Genomic DNA, 19,073 nt, shown 5'->3' with positions numbered 1-19,073 from the left:
GCCCGTGGATCACCAGAATAATTTCGCCCGCCTGGTAGGCGAAGTCACTACCGAACTCGCCCGCAAAGTAGAGGGTCAGATGAAAGCTACCGGTCTGCCGATCACCCCCGAGCAGTACCGGGTTATGGCGGTGCTGTGGACCAAAGACGGCATCTCCCAAATCGAACTGGCGGCCCGCAGTCGGCGCGATCGGGCCAGCACGACCCGTATTGTCGATTTGCTGGAAGAAAAGCGCCTGATCGCCCGGATTCCAGACCGAAACGACCGCCGTATCAATCTGGTTTACCTGACCAAGCAGGGCCGTGAACTGGAGAAGCCAGCCAGCGCCTGCGTCGAACGGTCCATCGCTGAATTGATGACTCCGCTGTCCCTGGATGACCAGTGGAACCTCACAATATTACTGCGAAAGATTCTGAAAGAAACAAAAAGCTAAAATAGTTATCATATTCTGTTGCTTATCCAACTGTTGGGACTGAAACAAATAAGTTGGGCTTTCCACGGTGGTTGTGTAAAGCGTTTGACGGTGAAAATTGATTTGTCTGGTGATCTGCGATGCAACATTTTGGCGCTTCTGGTATCTTTCCTGAAAGTCAGTGTTTCATCCCAATCTCACTGCCCATGAAAGCAGGTCTTGCTACTTTCCTGATCGCCATCCATTCACTGGCTTTAGGCCAATCGTCAGCGCCCGTAAACTCCGTCGACAGTAGCCGGGAGCCAGCCGTGAAATGGAAGCTGAAGACGCAGGGCCCGGTCATTGGGGCGCCGGTTATTCGGGAGAATACAGCGTATGTAGGTGGCCTCGACAGCACGCTATATGCCATCAACGTAAACACCGGAACGGCGATCTGGAAGGTTAAGCTAAACGGGGTCATTCGCTCTACCCCCTGCCTGGGAACGAACCAGCTTTACGTCATGGGGGGCGATGCGATTCTGCATGCGTTTGATCCAACCACGGGTAAGCGGCTGTGGCAGTTCCGGACGTTGGGCGGCATCCTGGGGGAGCGCAGGTACGACTTTGCGGACTACTTTCATTCGTCGCCCCGGTTGCATAACAACACCCTTTACGTTGGCTCCGGCGACGGTCGGGTCTATGCGCTGAAAGCCGACACGGGGGACCTGCTCTGGAGTTATCAGACCGGTGATATTGTGCACACCACGCCGGCCATCCAGAACGACCGACTGTTTGTTGGCTCGCTGGACGGCTACCTGTACGCACTGAACACACATACCGGGGCGCTAATCTGGAAGTTTAAATCAGTGGGGCATCGGTACTTTCCGAAGGGGGAGATGCAGGGCTTGCCGGTAGTGGGCAACGGGCTGGTATATATCGGCAGCCGGGATTATAACCTCTACGCCCTCGACGCCCAGGCCGGCTACGGACACTGGACAAAATCATTTCCGCTGGGCTGGGCCACCACGCTGACTGTGCGGGATTCAGTGTTGTACATCGGTACCTCCGACGACCGTCTGCTGGCGGCTGTGGATGGTCGGACCGGCAGAGAACTATGGCGTATAAATACTCAATTTAATATCTTCGGCGGGATGGCTTTTTCGGCGGCTACCGGCTACTTCGGTACGCTGATGGGCAAGGTATTCAGCATCGATCTGAAGACTGGCGCCGTCCGCTGGACATTCACCACGGACGGCTACCGGCAGAACCGCGATCGCTACTTTAAGCCGGATGATACCTTCCGGGCAGACATCGGTTCAATCATCCGCGTGCCCGAAGATTTCCTGCAACTGTACTACCGCATGGGGGCCATCTTCTCCGCCCCAACTCTTTCCGGAAAGCAGCTTTTCATCGGCAGCGCCGACGGTACGATCTACTGTTTGGAGGAGAAGTAGGAGCGGCTTCTACCTGACCCGGTTAAAGACAAACAGATCGTTGAAGGCCCACTTCCCCTCTTTCTGCTGTCCCCGCTGAATAACTAACTGGTCCGGTGAACGCTTCTCGTAAATAATCCGGATGGAGCCGTCTTCCTTCTCGAACAGGGCTCGGTCTTTGCCGGCTTCAATAAATTTATAGCGGTCTGAGACATCTTTCTCTTCGCGGCCTACCAGACCAGGGCCAAAGTGCTTCACCAGCACGATAGGACCACGGTCGGTCTGCTCAAAAACCAGCATCTCGTACATGGTGACTTTGTTGTCTCTCATCATGCGCATGAAGCCGCTGAGATTGTCGCCAACCGGCGCAATCCAGGCGGCCTCTATAGGACCGCCGTTGAAGGTCCCCAGCCAGCGGCCTTCCATAAAGGCAACATCGGCGAGCGAACCGGTTTTCATACTGGTCTGAGCGTAGCTGGTCAGGCTGGCGAAACAGCTAAGGAAACAGAGAAGCACCAGCGTGGTGCCGAAGCGGGAATTTTTCATAAAGTAGTAAGGGTTATAGTAAATCAGCCCGCAAGATACGGTATTCGGACGGATCGGAAGCAGGGATTAGGCCGGACGCTGGCAATAATAGGGGAGACGGTTAGCCGTTAAGAAAAAAGAGTGCCACTTTTTCTGTCATCCTGACCGGGTCGCGTAGACGCAGTCGGCCGGCCGGTGCCGAGGGATGACAAAAAAGCATTGAAGAAAGACGTTATGAAAAAATATCAAATCTGTCTGCTGCTCGCATTAGCCAGCGTAGGAGCCGTACCAAATGCATCGATAAACTACAAAGCGCCGACCGCGCTGGTGAAATACGCAGAATCACGAGGGGTAAAGTTTGAACGGATGAGTACCGACAGTGCCAGCCTGTACCAGCTCCTGTTTAAGCTCGCTTATGGCGTAAAGGATCAAACCTATTTTGACTATACCGACCGGAAGAATGTAGAAGAGCGACTGGACAATGCCCGCATCGCGTCGGCGCTGAGCCAGATTGCCCGGACGGGGAAATGGGAGCCGGCTGTAGCGCAGCTGGAACCGAAAAGTGGGGAATATCGGCTGCTGAGCCGAAGACTGGCCCAGATCTATACCAAACCAGGGGAACAAACTCGCTTGTTGACGATGTCGGTCAATGGCCACCGGCTTCTCAATCGGTTCAGTCACTACGACCGAATGCTCCACATCAATATACCCCAGGGCCGGTTAAATGTTATTGACAAAGGCTCGGAGGTACGGCTGAGCATGGCCGTAAAGGTAGGGAGTTCGGTTCGGCGGACACCGAGGTTCTATACCGCCGTCCGGCAGGTTAACTTGTTTCCGTACTGGACCGCCCCGGCTGGTGAGGTAAAGAGTTATCTGGATCAGATTCACGCCAACACGATAGGCCCAAAATACTTTGCTGCCCGTAAGAAAGACGGTCGGCGATTCGACTTCAGCGACAAATTATTCCGTAACATCTCCGTCAAGAAGTTCAACAAACGCTACTGGCTAAAGAGGGAGCCAGGGGCAGATAATCCGCTGGGGGTGGTCCGGATCAACTTCCACCAATCCTTCGAAGACATATACCTGCACGACACCAACGAGCGGAAAGCGTTCTGCGATTCACCTACTATGGCGAGTCACGGCTGTATCCGTCTGCAAAAGCCATTAACGCTGACTAATCTGCTGCTGGCTTCCCGGAGCGACTGGCGACCGCTCAAGTACGCTGATCACGGTTGTTATCAGGTCCCCGCAGCCGGGATAAAACCGGAGAACAAACCTTATCTGGTAAAAGGAGTCATTCCCGTGTTTGTAACGTACTTCCCGGCTTTCGGGAAAAACGGCGGAGTGGCTTACCGCGACGTTTATAAAAAGTTTACACAGCAGTAAAACAGCAGGGGTGGAGGAGCGGGTAGCTACCCGCTCCTCCACCCCTGCCGAATGGCTATTACTTTACGCCTGCACGGCCGAAGCATCTTCGACAAACGTCATCTGCAACGGAATACTCATTACCGGAATACGGGCGTGGCTGATTGTGTCTTCGGTAACACTGCCGAACAGCAGGTGCGACAGACCTCTGCGCTGGTGCGTACCCATGGCAATCAGACTTGCCTTTTGCTCACTGGCAAAATTTAAAATAGCTTCCTCTTCGTTGAAGATGCTCTCTTTGGCTGTATACACCCCCGCCAGTGTCAATCCAGCCTCTTCGGCCAGTTCGTAGGCACGGGCTTCAATAGCTCCGTCGTCGGGCAGATCGGCCGGGTTGTTCAGATACAGCAGATATACTTCGTTTTCGCAGATCCGCTGAAAATCGGCCAGGAACTGGAAGGACACGACCTGATCGTCCTTCAGCGTAGACGGGAAGACCACCGTGAAGAAGTTGGTGCTGTCGACGTGCAGCGGAATAGTCAGTATGGGGCAGGACGCCCGACGGATCACCTTCTGGGTGTTAGAGCCCACCATAAACTCATCTGAGCCGGTAGCGCCCAGGGTACCCATCACAACCAGATCGGCTCCTTCTTCCTGAATGACCGTATCCAGCACATCGACCAGCGTGCCTACCCGGATAGCAGTGCGGATTGGAATGCCGGCAAAGGCCGAATCGTTGGTTACCTCATTCAGGATTTTATCGAAGCGTTCGTTGACTTTTTCTTCGTAAATTTCTGCTACGCTCTTTTCGAATTCATAATACTCGATCAGCGGAGTGGTATAGGCCATGATATCATTGGCGTGCAGCAGCACGAGTTCGCTGCCGGATTTGCGGGCTAAAGAAGCGGCTGCGCGGAGGGCCTCGCCGGCATGCGCTGAGAAATCAGTAGGGACCAGAATCGTTTTCATGGAAATAGCTCTTGGTTGTTATCAGAATATGACACAAAGCTACCCCGCGATTTCCGCCCCGGCCCTAACCGTAGTTAGCTGATAAACTGACTTTTGTCAAGTAATAAAAACCTATTTGGTTAAACTGCTATCCACTACTTTATAAATAACTCCATCTGCTTTAGTGAACAGATACAGCTCCTGATTCAGACCCTGTCCAAACCGGAGGTCTGTTTTCTTACTGCCACTGAGCGTTCGGAAATCCGTTACGGCTCCGTTTAGCTGGATGTCCAGTTCCTGCACGGGAGCCTGGTCGCCAAGTTTTAGCTGGCGGCTATCGACGTAGAAGACGCGGCCGTTTACGATGTCGCCGAAGATGTATTTGCCGGTAAGTTCGGGAATGGCGGTGCCGGTGTAGACAAAGCCGCCGGAAATGGCGTTGCCTTCATCGTGATCGTACTCGGCAACGGGGTAGGTGTACTGACGTTTCTCCTGGGGTAGCGCGTATACCTGCGCCATTTTGCCCCGGTGGTTGATGACAAACGTACCTTCCCGTTCCGGCCAGCCGTAGTCGGCTCCGGCTACGCCGATGTTAAGCTCTTCGGCATTGGCGTGGCCGATGTCGGTAATCAGCATCTTGCCGTCGGGTGTCCAGCAGATGCGGTTGGGGTTGCGGAAACCCCGGCAGAATACCTCCTTCTTGACCGCCGGGTTGGTGCTTTTGGCATACGGGTTGTTGGCCGGTATGCCGTAGCGGCCGTTGCGGCTGTTGGTGCCACGCGGGTCTATCCGCAGGACGGAACTCCAGATCTTGGTGTTGTCGTTGCAGATAAAATAAAAGCCGTTTTCGGAAGCTCCGCCATCGCCTATACCAATGTACAGCAATCCGTAGTCCGGGCTGCCGGGCTTCGCCAATGGGTTGAAGGTTATTTCCTGCATTCCGTGGATGGGTGATACCATGTTAACCCGAAACAACTCCCGGCCAGTGCCTTTGAAATCGGAGCTAGTCGGGTCGGTCATCTTCCATTCGGTAACTACCCACTGCAGGGTTATCTTGATGGAGTCGGGATATGCAAAATCGGCCGGGGCCGCATTGGCTTTTTCGGTATGGGTGGTGTAGAGCAAGCCATTCTGGTAAAATTCGGGGTGGAAGGCAAAACTGCCGAAGCCCGTAGCCAGTCCGGGTTTATTGATGAAGCCGGCACGCTCCTTATTCATGTCCATGAAGATTTCCAGTTTATCAGCCACCATCTCGTATAGTTGCCCCCGATGGTCGACAATAAACTGCCGGTCTTTTTGACCTTTAACACCGGGTAATACCCTCATTTGGGTAATACGGGCCAGAGGTACCTGGTTGGCGGTGGCCGGTGCCGTGGTTACTTTCTCCAGACTGAGCTGCAGGCCGGACTTTTGAATTTTGGTTGGAATTGGGTCCTTCAATGCATCCCCCAGCATTTTATCCGTTTCTGGGCTGGCTGCGCTTTTCTGCCGGCTGTGGATAAACGACATCAGCGCCTGCAGGTCGGTATCGCTCAGGCTGGTGAACGCCGGCATGTATTGCTGGTACTCCTTGTACAACTTAGTCGCACGGGCGTCGCCACTGGCAATAACGGCCGGGGCATTATGGATAAACTTCTTTAGCCACTGGGGTGATACCTCGGCCGTTACCTGCGCCAGGTTCGGACCAATCCCTTTTTGCAGGAAGTTATGGCAGGCTGAGCAGTTCTGCTGAAACAACTGCTGCCCTTTGGCAATTACCTGCTTATCGGTAGCATATGCATTTTGTGCTTGTCCAAGGGCTTGTGTTCCGGATATAGCTGTATAGAGTCCAATGATAATCGTAATTAAGAATACCTGTCTACTTATTGAGATAAACCGCACTTCATTTGTTTTCATGCTACACTTAAATTGCCGTTGTGTTACTTACACCTGACTGGTTACCCTGAAAATCGACAGCCCGTATGGTTACTTTGCTTCCTTTCTGCCGGCTTGCATCGGGTACCGAGAAGCTCGTCAGCGGGGTGAATCCAATTTTTTTGCCGTTCTGGTAAATGGTATAGCCGATCAGGTTGCGGTTGTCAGTCGATTTGTCCCAGGTTACCTGTACGGCATTATTTGCTACGCTGGCCTTTACGTTTTTAGGCGCAGTTGGCGGGGTGGTATCCGGCCGCAGCCGTTGCACTACACTGAAGAGCGATCGGAACTGGTGATAAGATGCTTTCCAGATCTGGCCTTTTAATCCGGTTTTGTGCTTCGGTTCCTTATCGATCCCCCCCTGAAACCACTCGCCATGCTCGTGGTCGATTACGTACTTGTTGATGTAGTCCCACTGCTTCTGGAAGCGGCTGAAATAATCGAGCGGGTCGTTGGGGTACAAATCAGCCATCATCAGCAGCGTATTCAGGCCTTCGGCCTGCGCCCACCAGTTTTTGCCCTCGCGGATAATGGTTATATCGTCTTTGCCTTTGAAGTAGTACCCGCCGTCGTAGATGCCGCCAACGCCGGGATCAAAGCCGGTTCGGATGGTATGGTCCGCCATCTTTTTGGCGATCTGCATGGTTTTGGCATCGTGTTCCAGCCCCAGCACGTGCGAGGCTTCCAGCAACAGGAACGCCGTTTCGATGTCGTGCCCGAAGGATACCTCGTCGATGTGGTAGTAGTGCTTCCGGATTTCTTCCTCAGATTCATCGCGGAAGGAGATCGGCTTCCAGTCGGGTGTCAGGAACAGCGTCAGGTAACCTTTAGGCGTCACAATGACATCGCGGATTAGCACCATCATTTCCTGCAGGCGTTCGCGCACCAGCGGATCGGGCCATACCTGGTAGAGCTCGGCGAAGGCTTCCAGCAGGTGGATGGAGCTGTTCTGGTCTTTGTAACCTACGGTTGAGGTCACCGGCGTGTCGGCGGTGCGCTTGACCGGGGTGCCATCTTCGGCCAGATCCTGAAAGTAGCCTTTTAGGGTAGGGTCGTGGCTATGGTTTTCCAGCCACATAAAGGTTTTTTTCGCCAGGTTCAATGCACTGGTGTCGCCGGAGGACTGGTAGTAAGCCGCCAGCCCGTAGATAGCAAACGCGTTTCCGTAGGCTGTTTTTTGTAAGGAGCCGTTCGATCCCCGTTTGGCGTTGCCCTGCCGGTCGACCAGCGTGTAGAAGCCGCCATGTGTCTTGTCCCACATTTTATCGCGCAGGAACAGGTAACCGTGTCGGGCGCTGCTGAGGCAATGCGTTACCTCCGGGTACAACTGGGCCGCTTTGGCGTTGGACCAGATGTGGCGGGCCTGCGTCACAATCATCTTGTCCTGGGTGCCGGTCGGTTTCCAATCATACGTAAAGGTGCTGAGGAAGCCGCCGTATTCGGTATCAACCGCCTGTGGATACCACTTATTCAATAGCTCCGTTTTAATCGACTTCTCGATGTCGCCGGCCAGTTTGGCTTTTACCGCCGGGTCGGGTGTCTGATGGACTGAGGTATAGGACAGTAGCAGCCGGATCGACAATCCGGCCGTTACCAGGAAAGCAAGCGTTAACGTTTTCCGTTTCATGGGTAAGGGCAATTATGGAATAAAGGCAAAAGGAGGTGCCCGGTTACTGTCTCCGGTACGAAGCGAAACAGGTTTAGGGATTTACAATTTCAATTTATGATTGTACTTTTCCGGCAAGTTAGCAAATATACCCAATGCTCTCATCCGGAAGATATATGGTAAACCCCATCGCTACTCCACCCGCCACCGGTTCGGCCCGGCAGGCTGCACCTACCAGAATTGCTTCTATCGACATTATGCGAGCCATCACCATGGTATTCATGATATTTGTCAATGACCTGTGGTCGCTGACGGGTATCCCCACCTGGCTGGAGCATGTACCCGCTCAGGCCGACGGGCTGGGTTTCGCCGATACCATCTTTCCGGCTTTCCTGTTTATTGTGGGTATGTCGATACCCTTTGCCGTGAGCGCCCGGCGGCAGAAGGGCGACAATACCTTTCAGTTGCTGCGCCATATTGCGGGCCGGACGCTGGCCCTACTGGTCATGGGCTTGTTTCTGGTGAACGGCGAGAATATCAACGCCGAGGCTACCGGTATGGAGCGGGTGGTGTGGTATTCTTTATCGTGCCTGGCGTTTATCCTGATCTGGAATGCATACCCGAAGACGGCTAATGCGTGGATTGTCCGGCTCGCGCAGTTGGCCGGCATCGGCATCCTGCTCACCCTGGCGGTTATATACCGGGGCGGAGAGGGCGACGCTGTCAACCGCTTTTCTACGTATTGGTGGGGTATTCTGGGCCTTATCGGCTGGTCGTATCTGGTGGGAGCGCTGAGCTATACGGTCAGTCGGGGGAAATTCGCTCCACTTTTGATAATCTGGCTGGTATTCTGTGCGCTGAGTATGATCGCCAGCGCGCAACTGATTCCCAAAGACAGTTTCTTAAAACTACTGCCAAACGCCATTATCGGCGGCACGTTACCGGCCTTCACGCTGGGCGGCATCCTCACCACACTCATCTTCCAGTACTACCGGAAGCAGACCAACAATCGTGCTTTAATGCTGGTGTTAGGGGCCATCGCGGCCGTACTGCTCCTGCTGGGTTTTTATACCCGCACCTTCTGGGACATCTCCAAAATCAGGTCCACTCCGCCGTGGCTGTTCCTGTGCAGTGCGTTTACCATCCTGGCCTTTATGGCCGTGTACTGGCTGGCTGATCTGCGCGGTAAATCGCCCTGGTTCAACGTCATTAAACCGGGCGGGACAGACACGCTCCTGTGCTACCTGATGCCCTATTTTGCCTACGCCATTGTGGTGCTGGCGGATCTTAGCCTGCCCGCATTCCTGCTCACCGGCGTTGTCGGGCTATTAAAATCGCTGGTGTTTGCTTTGCTATGCGTATGGGTAGCGGGCGTTCTCAGTAGAAATGGTATCCGGCTGAAGTTATAGAAATGAACGGGAGGGAAAGCAAAAACCTTCACAAGCTATACAGGTTTACAGTAACAGCATCGTCTCCAGGGTGGTGCAAACGCGTTATGGAAAAGTCTCCAAATAATAGTGCCAAACCCAGCAACCCGGCCGAGCAGCATGTGGCGAATGAGCCTAAAAGCGGTGAACGCCCCGGCCAGGGTACGGAGCGAACCAACGACCATTACGACCCGGCCGGTAAGCCGGATACCGATACCCGGATTTTCCCCGCCCCCGATACTGTGAATGCCAAATATAAGTTTTCTGTACTGGCCCAGCCACCCGAGGAATTTACGGGCCTGACGTTGGGTAAACCCGCCAGCGTGGCTGCCGGTGTACCTGCCGTGCTGAAATCCATGGCCTTTTCCTGGGGTGAAGCCGGTGTCAGCCGGGGTACCCACGCCTTATTGAAACTCAACCAGAAAGATGGATTCGACTGCTCATCCTGCGCCTGGCCCGATCCCGACCGGGACCGGGCGATTGCCGAGTTCTGCGAAAACGGCGCTAAAGCCACTGCCTCCGATGCCGACACCCGCCGGGCCGGCCCGGATTTCTTTGCGAAGCACAGCGTGGTGGACTTATCGCACATGACCGACCGAGACCTGAATAACGCCGGTCGCCTGACGCACCCACTGGTTCTTCGTAAGGGCGATACCCATTACCGCCCCATTGCCTGGTCCGATGCGTTTCGGTTGATCGCCGATGAACTGAACGCGCTGGCCTCGCCCGACGAAGCTATCTTTTACACCTCGGGCAAGGTACCCAATGAACCGGCATTTCTGTACCAGCTTTTTGTGCGGCAGTTCGGCACCAACAACCTGCCCGACTGCTCCAATATGTGTCACGAAAGCAGCGGTTCGGCCCTCAGTCCCACCCTTGGCTTAGGTAAAGGATCGGTAACGCTGAACGATATTCACGATGCGGAAGTGATTCTGATTATGGGGCAAAACCCCGGCACCAATCACCCCCGGATGCTGACGGCGCTGCAACACGCCAAACATAATGGAGCTAAAATCATTGCCGTTAATCCATTGCGGGAAGCCGGTCTGGACCACTTCAAAAACCCGCAGGACTTTCTAAACCCCGTCAAGGCGGTGGGTACACTGCTGGGGAGAGGGACCAAAATTACCGACCTGTACCTACAGGTAAAGGTAAACGGCGACATGGCCGTGCTGCGGGGGATCCTGAAGCACCTGCTGGCAGCTGAGGAGCAGAATCCCGGCACGGTGGTTGACCATGCGTTTATCAACCAATATACGACCACCTACGAAGCTTTTCTGACCAATATCCGGAACACAAGCTGGGAGGATATTGAGGAGATAAGCGGCTTGTCGCGGGAGCAGTTGCGGGAAGCCGCCAACCTGATGGCAACCAAACAGAAGATCATCACCTGCTGGGCCATGGGCCTCACGCAGCAGAAAAACGGGGTGATGACCATTCAGGAGATCGTCAACCTGCACTTGCTGAAAGGAGCCATCGGTATACCCGGCGCGGGTGTTTGTCCGGTGCGTGGCCACTCCAACGTGCAGGGCGACCGGACGATGGGTATCTGGGAGCGTCCGCACAAAGAATTTCTGGATGCACTGGAAAAAGAGTTTAACTTTCAGCCGCCCCGCGACCATGGCCTGGATACGGTGGAGACCATCAAAGCCATGTACGAAGGGAAAACCAAGGTCTTCATGAGTCTGGGCGGCAACTTTCTGTCGGCTTCGCCCGATACGGAGTTTGTGGCTGAGGGAATGCGGAAGCAACGGCTGACGGTATTCATCAGCACCAAACTCAATCGCGGGCATCTGGTAACCGGCGAAACATCCCTAATGCTGCCGACGCTGGCCCACCTGGATATTGATACACAGGCGTCGGGGCAGCAGTTTACCTCCTGCGAAAACTCAATGGGTGTGGTCAGCCAGAACAAAGGCGTGCTGAAACCGCTGGAGGGTGAAATGAGGAGCGAAGTGGCCATTGTTTCCGGTATCGCCATGGCGACCTTAGGTACCCGCAGCACAGTCGACTGGCAAGGATTTGTGGATAATTACGACCGTATCCGCGAGGTCATCGCCCGTGTCATCCCCGGTTTCGATAAGTTTAACCAAAAGATCCGTCAGCTCGGCGGCTTCTACCTGCCCAACGGCCCCCGCGAACGTAACTTCACCACGGAAAACGGTAAGGCGAACTTTACGGTGACGGAGATGAAGAAGCACGAACTGGAGCCCGGCCAACTGGTGCTAATGACCATCCGCAGCCACGACCAGTTCAACACCACCGTCTACGACTACAATGACCGCTACCGGGGTGTCTACGGCGAACGGCGAGTAATCTTCATGAACGCTCAGGACATGCAGGAACGGGGCATTGGAGAGAAGCAACTGGTAAACATCACCAGCCACTTTGAGGGTCAGCAGCGGAAGCTGGAGAAATTCATTGCCATACCGTACGACATTCCAAAAGGCAATACGGCTGCTTATTACCCGGAAGCCAATCCGTTGGTGCCCATTGCCAGCGTTGCCCACATCAGTAATACGCCTACATCAAAGTTTATAATCATTACGGTAGAGCCGGTGGCCGGAGCATTTGCGTAAAAGCGGACGAGATTACGCTATCTGAGTAGATTTTTGTTGCCGCTACCTCTTCGTAATAGAATACCCTACCCCTAACTTCATGAAAACGAATCGCCGGGAATTTCTGAAATACCTGGGCCTGGGTGCTGCCGGCCTGGGCATAGCCACAACGTTACCAGATTTAGCCTGGTCCCGACCAGTAGCCAGGCTCGTCCGCAGTACGCCGGAAGCTGAGGGTATAGCCTCCTCCGATATTCTGGCGCTGGTTGAGTCGCTGGAAGAGAACAATGCCGGCCTCCACAGCCTGATGATTGTCCGCCACGGAAAGGTGGTAGCCGAAGGCTGGTGGGCACCGTACGCACCGGAACTGAAACATACGCTCTATTCGCTGAGCAAGAGCTTTACGTCAACGGCTATTGGTCTGGCGGTAAACGAGAACCTACTGAAGGTAGAAGACCGGGTTATTTCCTTCTTCCCCAGCGATACGCCCGAAAAGGTTGGACCCAATCTGGCTGCAATGCGCATCAAGGATTTACTGACCATGTCGACCGGTCATGACAAAGACACCACCGGCGCGATGAGAGCCAGCGATACCTGGATAAAGAATTTTCTAGCCCTGCCGGTCGATCATCAGCCGGGAACTCATTTTGTCTACAACAGCGGGGCTACGTTCATGCTCTCGGCAATTCTGCAAAAGATAACCGGTCAGACGGTATTACAATACCTGACACCTCGCTTATTTGAGCCGCTGAACATTGTAGGCGCTACCTGGGATGTTAATCCGCAGGGGATTAATACCGGCGGTTGGGGACTCAGCCTAAAGACGGAGGACATCGCCAAATTCGGACAGTTGTATTTGCAGAAAGGCCGCTGGAGTGGGAAGCAACTCGTGCCGGAGGCCTGGGTCAGCGAAGCTACCTCCTTTCAGGTGCAATCCGGCACGCCAGGTACCGGAGCCAGCAAGCCAAATCCGGAGAGTGACTGGAGCCAGGGGTATGGCTATCAGTTCTGGCGGTGCCGGCACAACAGCTATCGGGGCGATGGTGCTTACGGACAATACTGCGTGGTAATGCCCGAGCAGGATGCAGTAGTTGCCATTACGAGCGAAACAGCCAATATGCAGTCAACGCTCAACCAGATCTGGACTATTCTGTTACCGGCTATGAAAGCGGGCGCTTTACCGCAAAATAGTACGGCACAGGCTCAGTTGAAACAGAAGATCACTTCGCTGATAATGCCGCTGTCCACTCAGCCGGCAGCATCCTCGTTACAGTCGGCCGTGTCGGGCAAGACATTCCGGCTGGAACCCAACGACCTGAAGATCCAGACCGTATCGCTGACTTTCGACAAAAATACGTGTCTATTTAAAGTACAGGACGAAACCGGCATACACGCCATTACGGCCGGTATTGGCCGGTGGACAGATGGCAGGACTACCATGCCCGGCACTCCGCCGAATCTGGTCCCTAGTCCCAAAAAGCCGGGAACATCCAGCCGCGTAGCCGCCAGTGGGGCCTGGACGGATGAGAATACATTTGTGATGACATGGCGGTTCACCGAAACCCCGCATTCCGACACGGTAACCTGTCGTTTTGGGCAGGATGGCATACAGATTGAATTCCTGAATAGCATCACTGCCATGTCTAAAGGGCAGAAGGACAAACGACCCGTACTCCAGGGCCGTAGAGCGGTTTAAGTCATCCTCTGTTCGTCCGCGCTTGTATTGCGGACGAACAGAGAACAGGCAGAGAATTAAGCTTCCACTCGTTTTGTTGCTACCCGGTACAGTACCAGCGCCAGGGCCGCAAACATCAAAGCACCCAGCAGGTGATAACCGCCTTCGCCTAAAGCACTGGCTAAGGCCGGTTCCAGGGAAATGCTGGCCAGGGCGTTGTAGACATTGTCGTTAACCGATAGCAGGGCAATCAATACGCCCGCCAGCGCGCCCCCCGCAACCAGACCGGTGGCAAACAGGTTGCCGCGACCCAGATCGGCATCTTCCTCCACGATGTTCTTCCGCTTGGCGTTCCAGTCTACAGCCGCTTTGACACATCCGCCCACGAAGATAGGCAGGGTAGTCGAGAGGGGTAGGTAAAGGCCAACGGCAAACGCCAGCGCACTAATGCCCATTAATTCGATGACTAAGGCGAAAAAGGCACCGACCAGCACAAACTGCCAGTCGAGGTTAAACGACAGAAGACCTTTGATGAGCGTAGCCATCAGCGTACCTTGCGGAGCCGGAAATTTATCGCTGCCAATGGCGTGGGTAATGCCCTGCGCCACCAGGTCGGGCGTGGGTGTGTCGAGTACCTTAACGGTTGCGCCAATGGCCAGCGACGAGACAATAACACCGACAAACAGGGCCATCTGCTGGTACTTGGGTGTAGCGCCCACCAGATAACCGGTTTTCAAATCCTGCGAGGTAGCCCCGGCGGTGGCGGCTGCAATACAGATCATCCCACCCACGACCAGCACGGCCGGTTCGTAGAACTTACCGGTTAATCCCATGCCAATAAACACCAGCGCGGTACCCATAATGGTGGCAATGGTCATGCCCGATACCGGCGAGGAACTGGACCCAATCAGGCCCACAATCCGGCTGGCTACCGTTACGAAGAAAAAGCCGAAGACAATAACCAGCACGCCGATAAGTAGCTTCGTCAGCAGCGAATCACCCGGAATTTGGGGTAGTATAACCATCAGCGCTACCAGCACCAGGCTGCCAATCACTACCACGCGTATCGACAAATCCTGCTCCGTCCGCCGGACACCGCCCTCAACGCCGACCTGCTGCACTTTGCCAAAGCTGCTTTTGAAAGAGGAGACGATGGTCGGTATGGTTTTCAGCAGCGTCATAAAACCGCCGGCCGTTACGGCACCTGCCCCAATTTGCCGGATGTAGGCCCGGTAAATCGCCGATGCGGTATCGGTAAACGTACGGGTTGCCGGGTTCCAGCCACCGGGGCCGCCGGCCGTTTCCAGGTTGGTGAGGTAGCCGAACTTAATCAACTGCTGGGCAATTACATCGCCCGGCACCAGCGATGCTAACAACGGAATGAGCGCCAGCCACGCCAGGATACCGCCACCGACCAGCACCGCTGAGATGCGGAAACCAATAATATACCCCACGCCCAGGTACTCCGGCGTAATCTCACCGTTGACGGTCGCCGACGGAAAATACCGGTTGGCCTGGTTGGTAGCCCAGGTAGGGACCTCGGCAATGAAGTGTAAGACTTTTTGAAGTACAGCGTACGCCAGCGCGAAGCCTAGACCCTGGTAGGCGGTTTTGGCAAAGTTTCCGCCCCGGTCGCCGGCAATCAGCACCGAGCCGCAGGCCGTTCCCTCCGGATAAGGAAGGACGCCATGCTCCTGCACGATCAGCGCCCGGCGCAGCGGAATCATCATCAATGTGCCGAGCAGTCCGCCCAGAATGGCCAGTGTGAGAATGGTCCAGTAGTTAAAAAACTCCGCACCGACGCTCTGCCCGTTTTCGGCCTGCGTCAGGAACAGAAAGCCGGGAAGGGTAAAGACCACCCCCGACGCGATGGATTCGCCCGCCGAGCCGGTGGTCTGGATAATGTTATTTTCGAGAATGGTTGTTTTCAGAAACCGCTGCCCCAGCGAAATCGCCAGCACCGCAATGGGAATGGAAGCCGATACCGACAAACCGGCTTTCAGCGACAGGTACACCGTGGCGGCCCCGAACAATACGCCGAACAGCGCGCCCGTAATGACCGCCTTCAGGGTGAACTCGGCCGGGGATTGGGAGGGAGAGACGTAGGGCTTAAATTCCGTAACAGTCTTTGTTTCCATGTTGGGAGAAGGGGTCAAACAGCAAATTTTGAGGGTAATGTACTCAATTATTTTTTACGTGTCGCTTTCCTCTCTGCTTCCTTAGCGGCCAGCAGATAAATGAGTGATGCCGTGCCGTCCATGGTCGGTTCGTTGGTGCTGTAGTCGCCGTAATCGTCGTGGTAAACAACCAGGTCGCTCTGGAATTCAGCGTATTCATCAGGGTCTTTTAGGGTAATGCCAATCAGGTTTTTATAAATACTGCCGAGAACGGGACCGTCGACTAAGCCCCCATCAATCGGGTAGTTTTTCAGGTGGGTAAAGGCCGAATGGGGATCAACGGGTGTGTCGCCCCAGCTTGGGAGGCCATATACAAAACTGGTACCCCATGGATTGCAGCCAAATAGCCAGTCGAAGCAGGCCTGCTCCAGTTGGGCGTATTGGGTATCGCCGGTTAACTTGCGGTACCAGTAGCATTGAATGGCGAAGGAGGTGGTCAGGTTATTGCTGCACCAGATAAATGGTATAGCACGGTGAAACGCATTGGTTTTCGCTTTCTGCCAGATTGTTTCGATACCTGCTTTGTAATAGTTAATGATTGGCCGGCGCTGGCTGGTAGTAAGCTGCTTCGCCAGTTCGTAATGGCCTACGTTGATAAACGGATACCACTGGTAATGGCGGGCCGTATCGTTTTTGATCCACGACGTCACCGGCTCCTGACGGGCGTAAGCCACCGCTTTAGCTAGATAATCACCCTGGGGTTGACCCATAGCTTTAGCCAGGTTGTGGAGTTCCACACTGGCCAGTTCCATATCGTCGGTCCAGTTATCTTCTTCATAAAAGTACGGAGCCCGGCCGGGGGCAGTCTGGCAGGCACCCGGCTTCTGAAGACCAAGCACATAGGCCGTTTGGGCACGGTGCTGTAGTTGATTGGCATAAGCCGGATCACGTTGCCGCAGCAGTTGATACCCCAGCGCGAAGGCACTGCTAAATTTTCCGGCCGTGGAGGCTACGCCGGTTGCCCGGTTCTTGTATTTAAAGAGTCCTTGTGGCTGGCCGGTGCAGAAGTAGACCGGCCGCTCAAAGCCTTTGCCGTAGAAGTTGTCTTCTTTCGGGATGCGCATGCCCATATGGTCGCGGTCGTCGGCGAGCTGGTTAAATAGCCAGTCGTCTTTGGGGTGCATCTTCAGCAGCCAGTCCAGGCCCCAGCGGGCTTCGTCCAGCACATCAGCTACGGCATTGCTGCCTCCCAGGCCATTTGCCTGGTGGGTATCCGTAAAGACGCCCGGAAAATCCCGGTAAGCGGCCAGCAGGTGGTAGGTGGCGTTGGCCGAGGTGGTCGAGTATTGGAGGTAGTCGGAGGCATCGTGCCACCCGCCCGAGACATCGATATGCGTGCTGTCGGGCATCGGCCCGTACATCGTATACCCATCGTGCGTATGGCAGGAATCTTTCAGGTAGGGGTTGAAACCGCTGCGCTGCTGCCGCATATAGCGCAGGCAGAAATCGGCGGTGCCATCGTATACACTCTCCCCAATCCGGAACTCCGGCGACTGCACCGTACCTGCTTTGAGGTAGTACGTGCCGGGCTTCCGAAAACCTGAAAAATCCAGCCGGTACGATTGCACAAAAGGGCCGTACGTACCAAACGCGTTTCCGGCGGTGTGTTCGTAAACAGCTTTTCCAGTCTGAGCCTCTACCAGTTGAAAACGCTTCAGCGGTTCATTGATTTTACTGCCCCAAACGGCCGCCTTAATGCCATTGGGTTGATAACCAAGCCAGTTGATGCGTATCCAGGCGGTTTGGGCGCCTGGCTTATGAAAAGAAGTTGTCAGAATAAACAGGAGGAAAATCAGGGATAGGTATCTCATAATGCTACAAGATACATCTTTGATACAATTGCGGGTAGGTATTACCGGCTGAATCGATCCGGGGAATAGTAAAAATTTGCCAGAAGTATTTTTAATCAGGCGTTGACAAACGTTTATTTTTTTTGAATCTTTGGGCATACCAAACGGTTGGCGGGAGTAGCTCAGTTGGTAGAGCGGCAGCTTCCCAAGCTGCAGGCCGCGGGTTCGAGACCCGTTTCCCGCTCTCTGTACCCACCTGTATGACAGGCGCTTGACTTAATTGTCGAGTGCCTTTTTTCTTTTGGGTGAAACTACGCCCTGTACCGCTCTTCTGTCATTTCGGCTCTCTCTGCAAAATCGGTAAAACACTTACAAAAGCTGTCCGTTATTACGTCTATAGGCGTAGGCTACTGAATAGACTTAACAGTAACCTGTACCTATGCTCTGTACTTTGCAAACGTTTGCTTATGAAACCACTATTGGGTACGGCCGCCACCCAGTCTGCCATTCATGTCTGGTTGTTGATTCTGCGCATATTACTCACGGGTTTTATGCTCACCCACGGTATACCGAAACTAACAAAGGTCCTGAACGGGACCATGACGTTTGGTGATCCGCTTGGTATTGGCAGCGGCCCTTCGCTGGTATTGGCTATGCTGGCGGAGGTGGGTTGTGCGTTGCTGGTGCTGATTGGCTTTCAGACCCGTCTGGCTGTTCTGCCGATTATAATCACCATGCTGGTAGCCGCCTTCCTGGCTAATGCCGGTAAGCCTTTCGGTGATCGCGAACTGCCCCTCCTTTATATACTATTGTATACTACGTTATTTTTTACGGGTCCCGGTAAATATTCGATCGATGGCCGGGAGCGTAACTCGGCCTGGCCGCGCCGACCTGGTACGTTTGGGCGGTGACCTGTTCCTGCCGACACACCGGCAGGAAGAAGCCAAAACAAAAACTGCATCCGGTTGGGGTTCCGGATGCAGTTTTTGTTTTGGGAAGATCGTGTGTGGTGTGGAATATTGAGACAAAGGTACGGCGGTTTCAGCCGGCCAACTAGCGGATAATACCGGATTTTGCAAATCAGGGAGGAGTACGCAGTCGCACGCGTACAATTACGTGAAAGCCCCCGCCTTTCCGGGCTTCGCGCTCATCCCTCGCTGCACAGCCGTTCAAAAAAGTAAATCGCACTTTTCTTGACATACTTTTCCCAATTGTCTACCTTGACTGCCACTTGTTATACATCTGCTCAACAAGCAGCTTACCT

At 54.3% G+C, this 19,073-nt stretch carries 13 protein-coding genes and 1 tRNA gene; 8 read left to right on the top strand and 6 right to left on the bottom strand.

What is annotated here, in order from left to right; translation table 11 throughout:
• Nucleotides 1-4: 4 nt before the first annotated feature.
• Together ABD949_RS00940 and ABD949_RS00935 are read left to right on the top strand one after the other, a co-directional pair.
• Nucleotides 5-433 carry a MarR family winged helix-turn-helix transcriptional regulator gene (locus ABD949_RS00940; protein WP_345239724.1) on the top strand — a complete coding sequence of 143 codons (429 nt, stop codon included), beginning with the start codon at nt 5-7 and terminating at the stop codon, nt 431-433.
• A gap of 185 nt (nt 434-618) precedes the next feature.
• A complete protein-coding gene (locus ABD949_RS00935) occupies nt 619-1,845 on the top strand; it encodes an outer membrane protein assembly factor BamB family protein (protein WP_345239723.1) in 1,227 nt (408 codons plus the stop codon).
• Between the two features lie 9 nt (nt 1,846-1,854).
• On the opposite strand, the gene ABD949_RS00930 is transcribed toward ABD949_RS00935, so the two are convergent.
• The gene (locus tag ABD949_RS00930) at nt 1,855-2,370 is read right to left on the bottom strand and encodes a DUF6265 family protein (protein ID WP_345239722.1); all 516 of its coding nucleotides are present in this window, start codon (nt 2,368-2,370) and stop codon (nt 1,855-1,857) included.
• A 213-nt stretch (nt 2,371-2,583) separates the two neighbouring features.
• Here ABD949_RS00930 and ABD949_RS00925 point away from each other — a divergent pair, with 213 nt between their 5' ends.
• Nucleotides 2,584-3,735 (top strand): L,D-transpeptidase family protein, encoded by a 1,152-nt coding sequence (locus tag ABD949_RS00925; protein ID WP_345239720.1) that lies wholly within the window; start codon nt 2,584-2,586, stop codon nt 3,733-3,735.
• A 63-nt stretch (nt 3,736-3,798) separates the two neighbouring features.
• On the opposite strand, the gene ABD949_RS00920 is transcribed toward ABD949_RS00925, so the two are convergent.
• The 3 genes from ABD949_RS00920 to ABD949_RS00910 form a co-directional block, all read right to left on the bottom strand.
• Nucleotides 3,799-4,683, bottom strand: a complete 885-nt coding sequence (locus ABD949_RS00920; RefSeq protein WP_345239718.1) for a universal stress protein — start codon at nt 4,681-4,683, stop codon at nt 3,799-3,801.
• Nucleotides 4,684-4,794: 111 nt separating this feature from the next.
• Complete coding sequence (locus ABD949_RS00915) at nt 4,795-6,558, bottom strand: PQQ-dependent sugar dehydrogenase (RefSeq protein ID WP_345239716.1); 1,764 nt, start codon at nt 6,556-6,558, stop codon at nt 4,795-4,797.
• A gap of 7 nt (nt 6,559-6,565) precedes the next feature.
• A complete protein-coding gene (locus ABD949_RS00910) occupies nt 6,566-8,203 on the bottom strand; it encodes an AGE family epimerase/isomerase (protein ID WP_345239714.1) in 1,638 nt (545 codons plus the stop codon).
• A 155-nt stretch (nt 8,204-8,358) separates the two neighbouring features.
• On the opposite strand from ABD949_RS00910, the gene ABD949_RS00905 reads away from it, so the two are divergent.
• The 3 genes from ABD949_RS00905 (at nt 8,359) to ABD949_RS00895 (ending at nt 13,863) form a co-directional block, all read left to right on the top strand.
• Nucleotides 8,359-9,591: a heparan-alpha-glucosaminide N-acetyltransferase domain-containing protein gene (locus ABD949_RS00905; protein ID WP_345239712.1), complete on the top strand. Its 1,233-nt coding sequence runs from the start codon at nt 8,359-8,361 to the stop codon at nt 9,589-9,591.
• An 86-nt stretch (nt 9,592-9,677) separates the two neighbouring features.
• Nucleotides 9,678-12,188 (top strand): FdhF/YdeP family oxidoreductase, encoded by a 2,511-nt coding sequence (locus ABD949_RS00900; protein WP_345239710.1) that lies wholly within the window; start codon nt 9,678-9,680, stop codon nt 12,186-12,188.
• Nucleotides 12,189-12,267: 79 nt separating this feature from the next.
• Nucleotides 12,268-13,863: a serine hydrolase gene (locus ABD949_RS00895; protein WP_345239709.1), complete on the top strand. Its 1,596-nt coding sequence runs from the start codon at nt 12,268-12,270 to the stop codon at nt 13,861-13,863.
• A 56-nt stretch (nt 13,864-13,919) separates the two neighbouring features.
• On the opposite strand, the gene ABD949_RS00890 is transcribed toward ABD949_RS00895, so the two are convergent.
• Both ABD949_RS00890 and ABD949_RS00885 read right to left on the bottom strand, forming a co-directional pair.
• On the bottom strand, nt 13,920-15,980 hold the full coding sequence (locus ABD949_RS00890) for an OPT family oligopeptide transporter (protein ID WP_345239708.1): 2,061 nt from the start codon (nt 15,978-15,980) through the stop codon (nt 13,920-13,922).
• A gap of 47 nt (nt 15,981-16,027) precedes the next feature.
• A complete protein-coding gene (locus tag ABD949_RS00885) occupies nt 16,028-17,830 on the bottom strand; it encodes a glycoside hydrolase family 9 protein (protein WP_345239707.1) in 1,803 nt (600 codons plus the stop codon).
• A 150-nt stretch (nt 17,831-17,980) separates the two neighbouring features.
• Between ABD949_RS00885 and ABD949_RS00880 the strand changes: the two genes are divergently transcribed.
• Both ABD949_RS00880 and ABD949_RS00875 read left to right on the top strand, forming a co-directional pair.
• Nucleotides 17,981-18,053, top strand: a tRNA-Gly gene (locus ABD949_RS00880).
• Nucleotides 18,054-18,276: 223 nt separating this feature from the next.
• Nucleotides 18,277-18,720, top strand: a complete 444-nt coding sequence (locus ABD949_RS00875) for a DoxX family protein (RefSeq protein WP_345239705.1) — start codon at nt 18,277-18,279, stop codon at nt 18,718-18,720.
• The last annotated feature ends 353 nt before the right edge of the window (nt 18,721-19,073 follow it).

The organism is Nibrella saemangeumensis, assembly GCF_039541915.1.
GTDB classification, from domain to species: domain Bacteria; phylum Bacteroidota; class Bacteroidia; order Cytophagales; family Spirosomataceae; genus Nibrella; species Nibrella saemangeumensis.
Note: the sequence above shows the minus strand (reverse complement) of the source record. Positions and strands in the feature narration are given on the sequence as shown.

What these genes read in the sequence shown, in the direction of transcription:
- ABD949_RS00935 (WP_345239723.1), top strand. Translation starts at nt 619, where the DNA reads ATGAAAGCAGGTCTTGCTACTTTCCTGATCGCCATCCATTCACTGGCT.
- ABD949_RS00930 (WP_345239722.1), bottom strand. Translation starts at nt 2,370, where the DNA reads ATGAAAAATTCCCGCTTCGGCACCACGCTGGTGCTTCTCTGTTTCCTT.
- ABD949_RS00925 (WP_345239720.1), top strand. Translation starts at nt 2,584, where the DNA reads ATGAAAAAATATCAAATCTGTCTGCTGCTCGCATTAGCCAGCGTAGGA.
- ABD949_RS00920 (WP_345239718.1), bottom strand. Translation starts at nt 4,683, where the DNA reads ATGAAAACGATTCTGGTCCCTACTGATTTCTCAGCGCATGCCGGCGAG.
- ABD949_RS00915 (WP_345239716.1), bottom strand. Translation starts at nt 6,558, where the DNA reads ATGAAAACAAATGAAGTGCGGTTTATCTCAATAAGTAGACAGGTATTC.
- ABD949_RS00910 (WP_345239714.1), bottom strand. Translation starts at nt 8,203, where the DNA reads ATGAAACGGAAAACGTTAACGCTTGCTTTCCTGGTAACGGCCGGATTG.
- ABD949_RS00905 (WP_345239712.1), top strand. Translation starts at nt 8,359, where the DNA reads ATGGTAAACCCCATCGCTACTCCACCCGCCACCGGTTCGGCCCGGCAG.
- ABD949_RS00900 (WP_345239710.1), top strand. Translation starts at nt 9,678, where the DNA reads ATGGAAAAGTCTCCAAATAATAGTGCCAAACCCAGCAACCCGGCCGAG.
- ABD949_RS00895 (WP_345239709.1), top strand. Translation starts at nt 12,268, where the DNA reads ATGAAAACGAATCGCCGGGAATTTCTGAAATACCTGGGCCTGGGTGCT.
- ABD949_RS00890 (WP_345239708.1), bottom strand. Translation starts at nt 15,980, where the DNA reads ATGGAAACAAAGACTGTTACGGAATTTAAGCCCTACGTCTCTCCCTCC.
- ABD949_RS00885 (WP_345239707.1), bottom strand. Translation starts at nt 17,830, where the DNA reads ATGAGATACCTATCCCTGATTTTCCTCCTGTTTATTCTGACAACTTCT.
- ABD949_RS00875 (WP_345239705.1), top strand. Translation starts at nt 18,277, where the DNA reads ATGAAACCACTATTGGGTACGGCCGCCACCCAGTCTGCCATTCATGTC.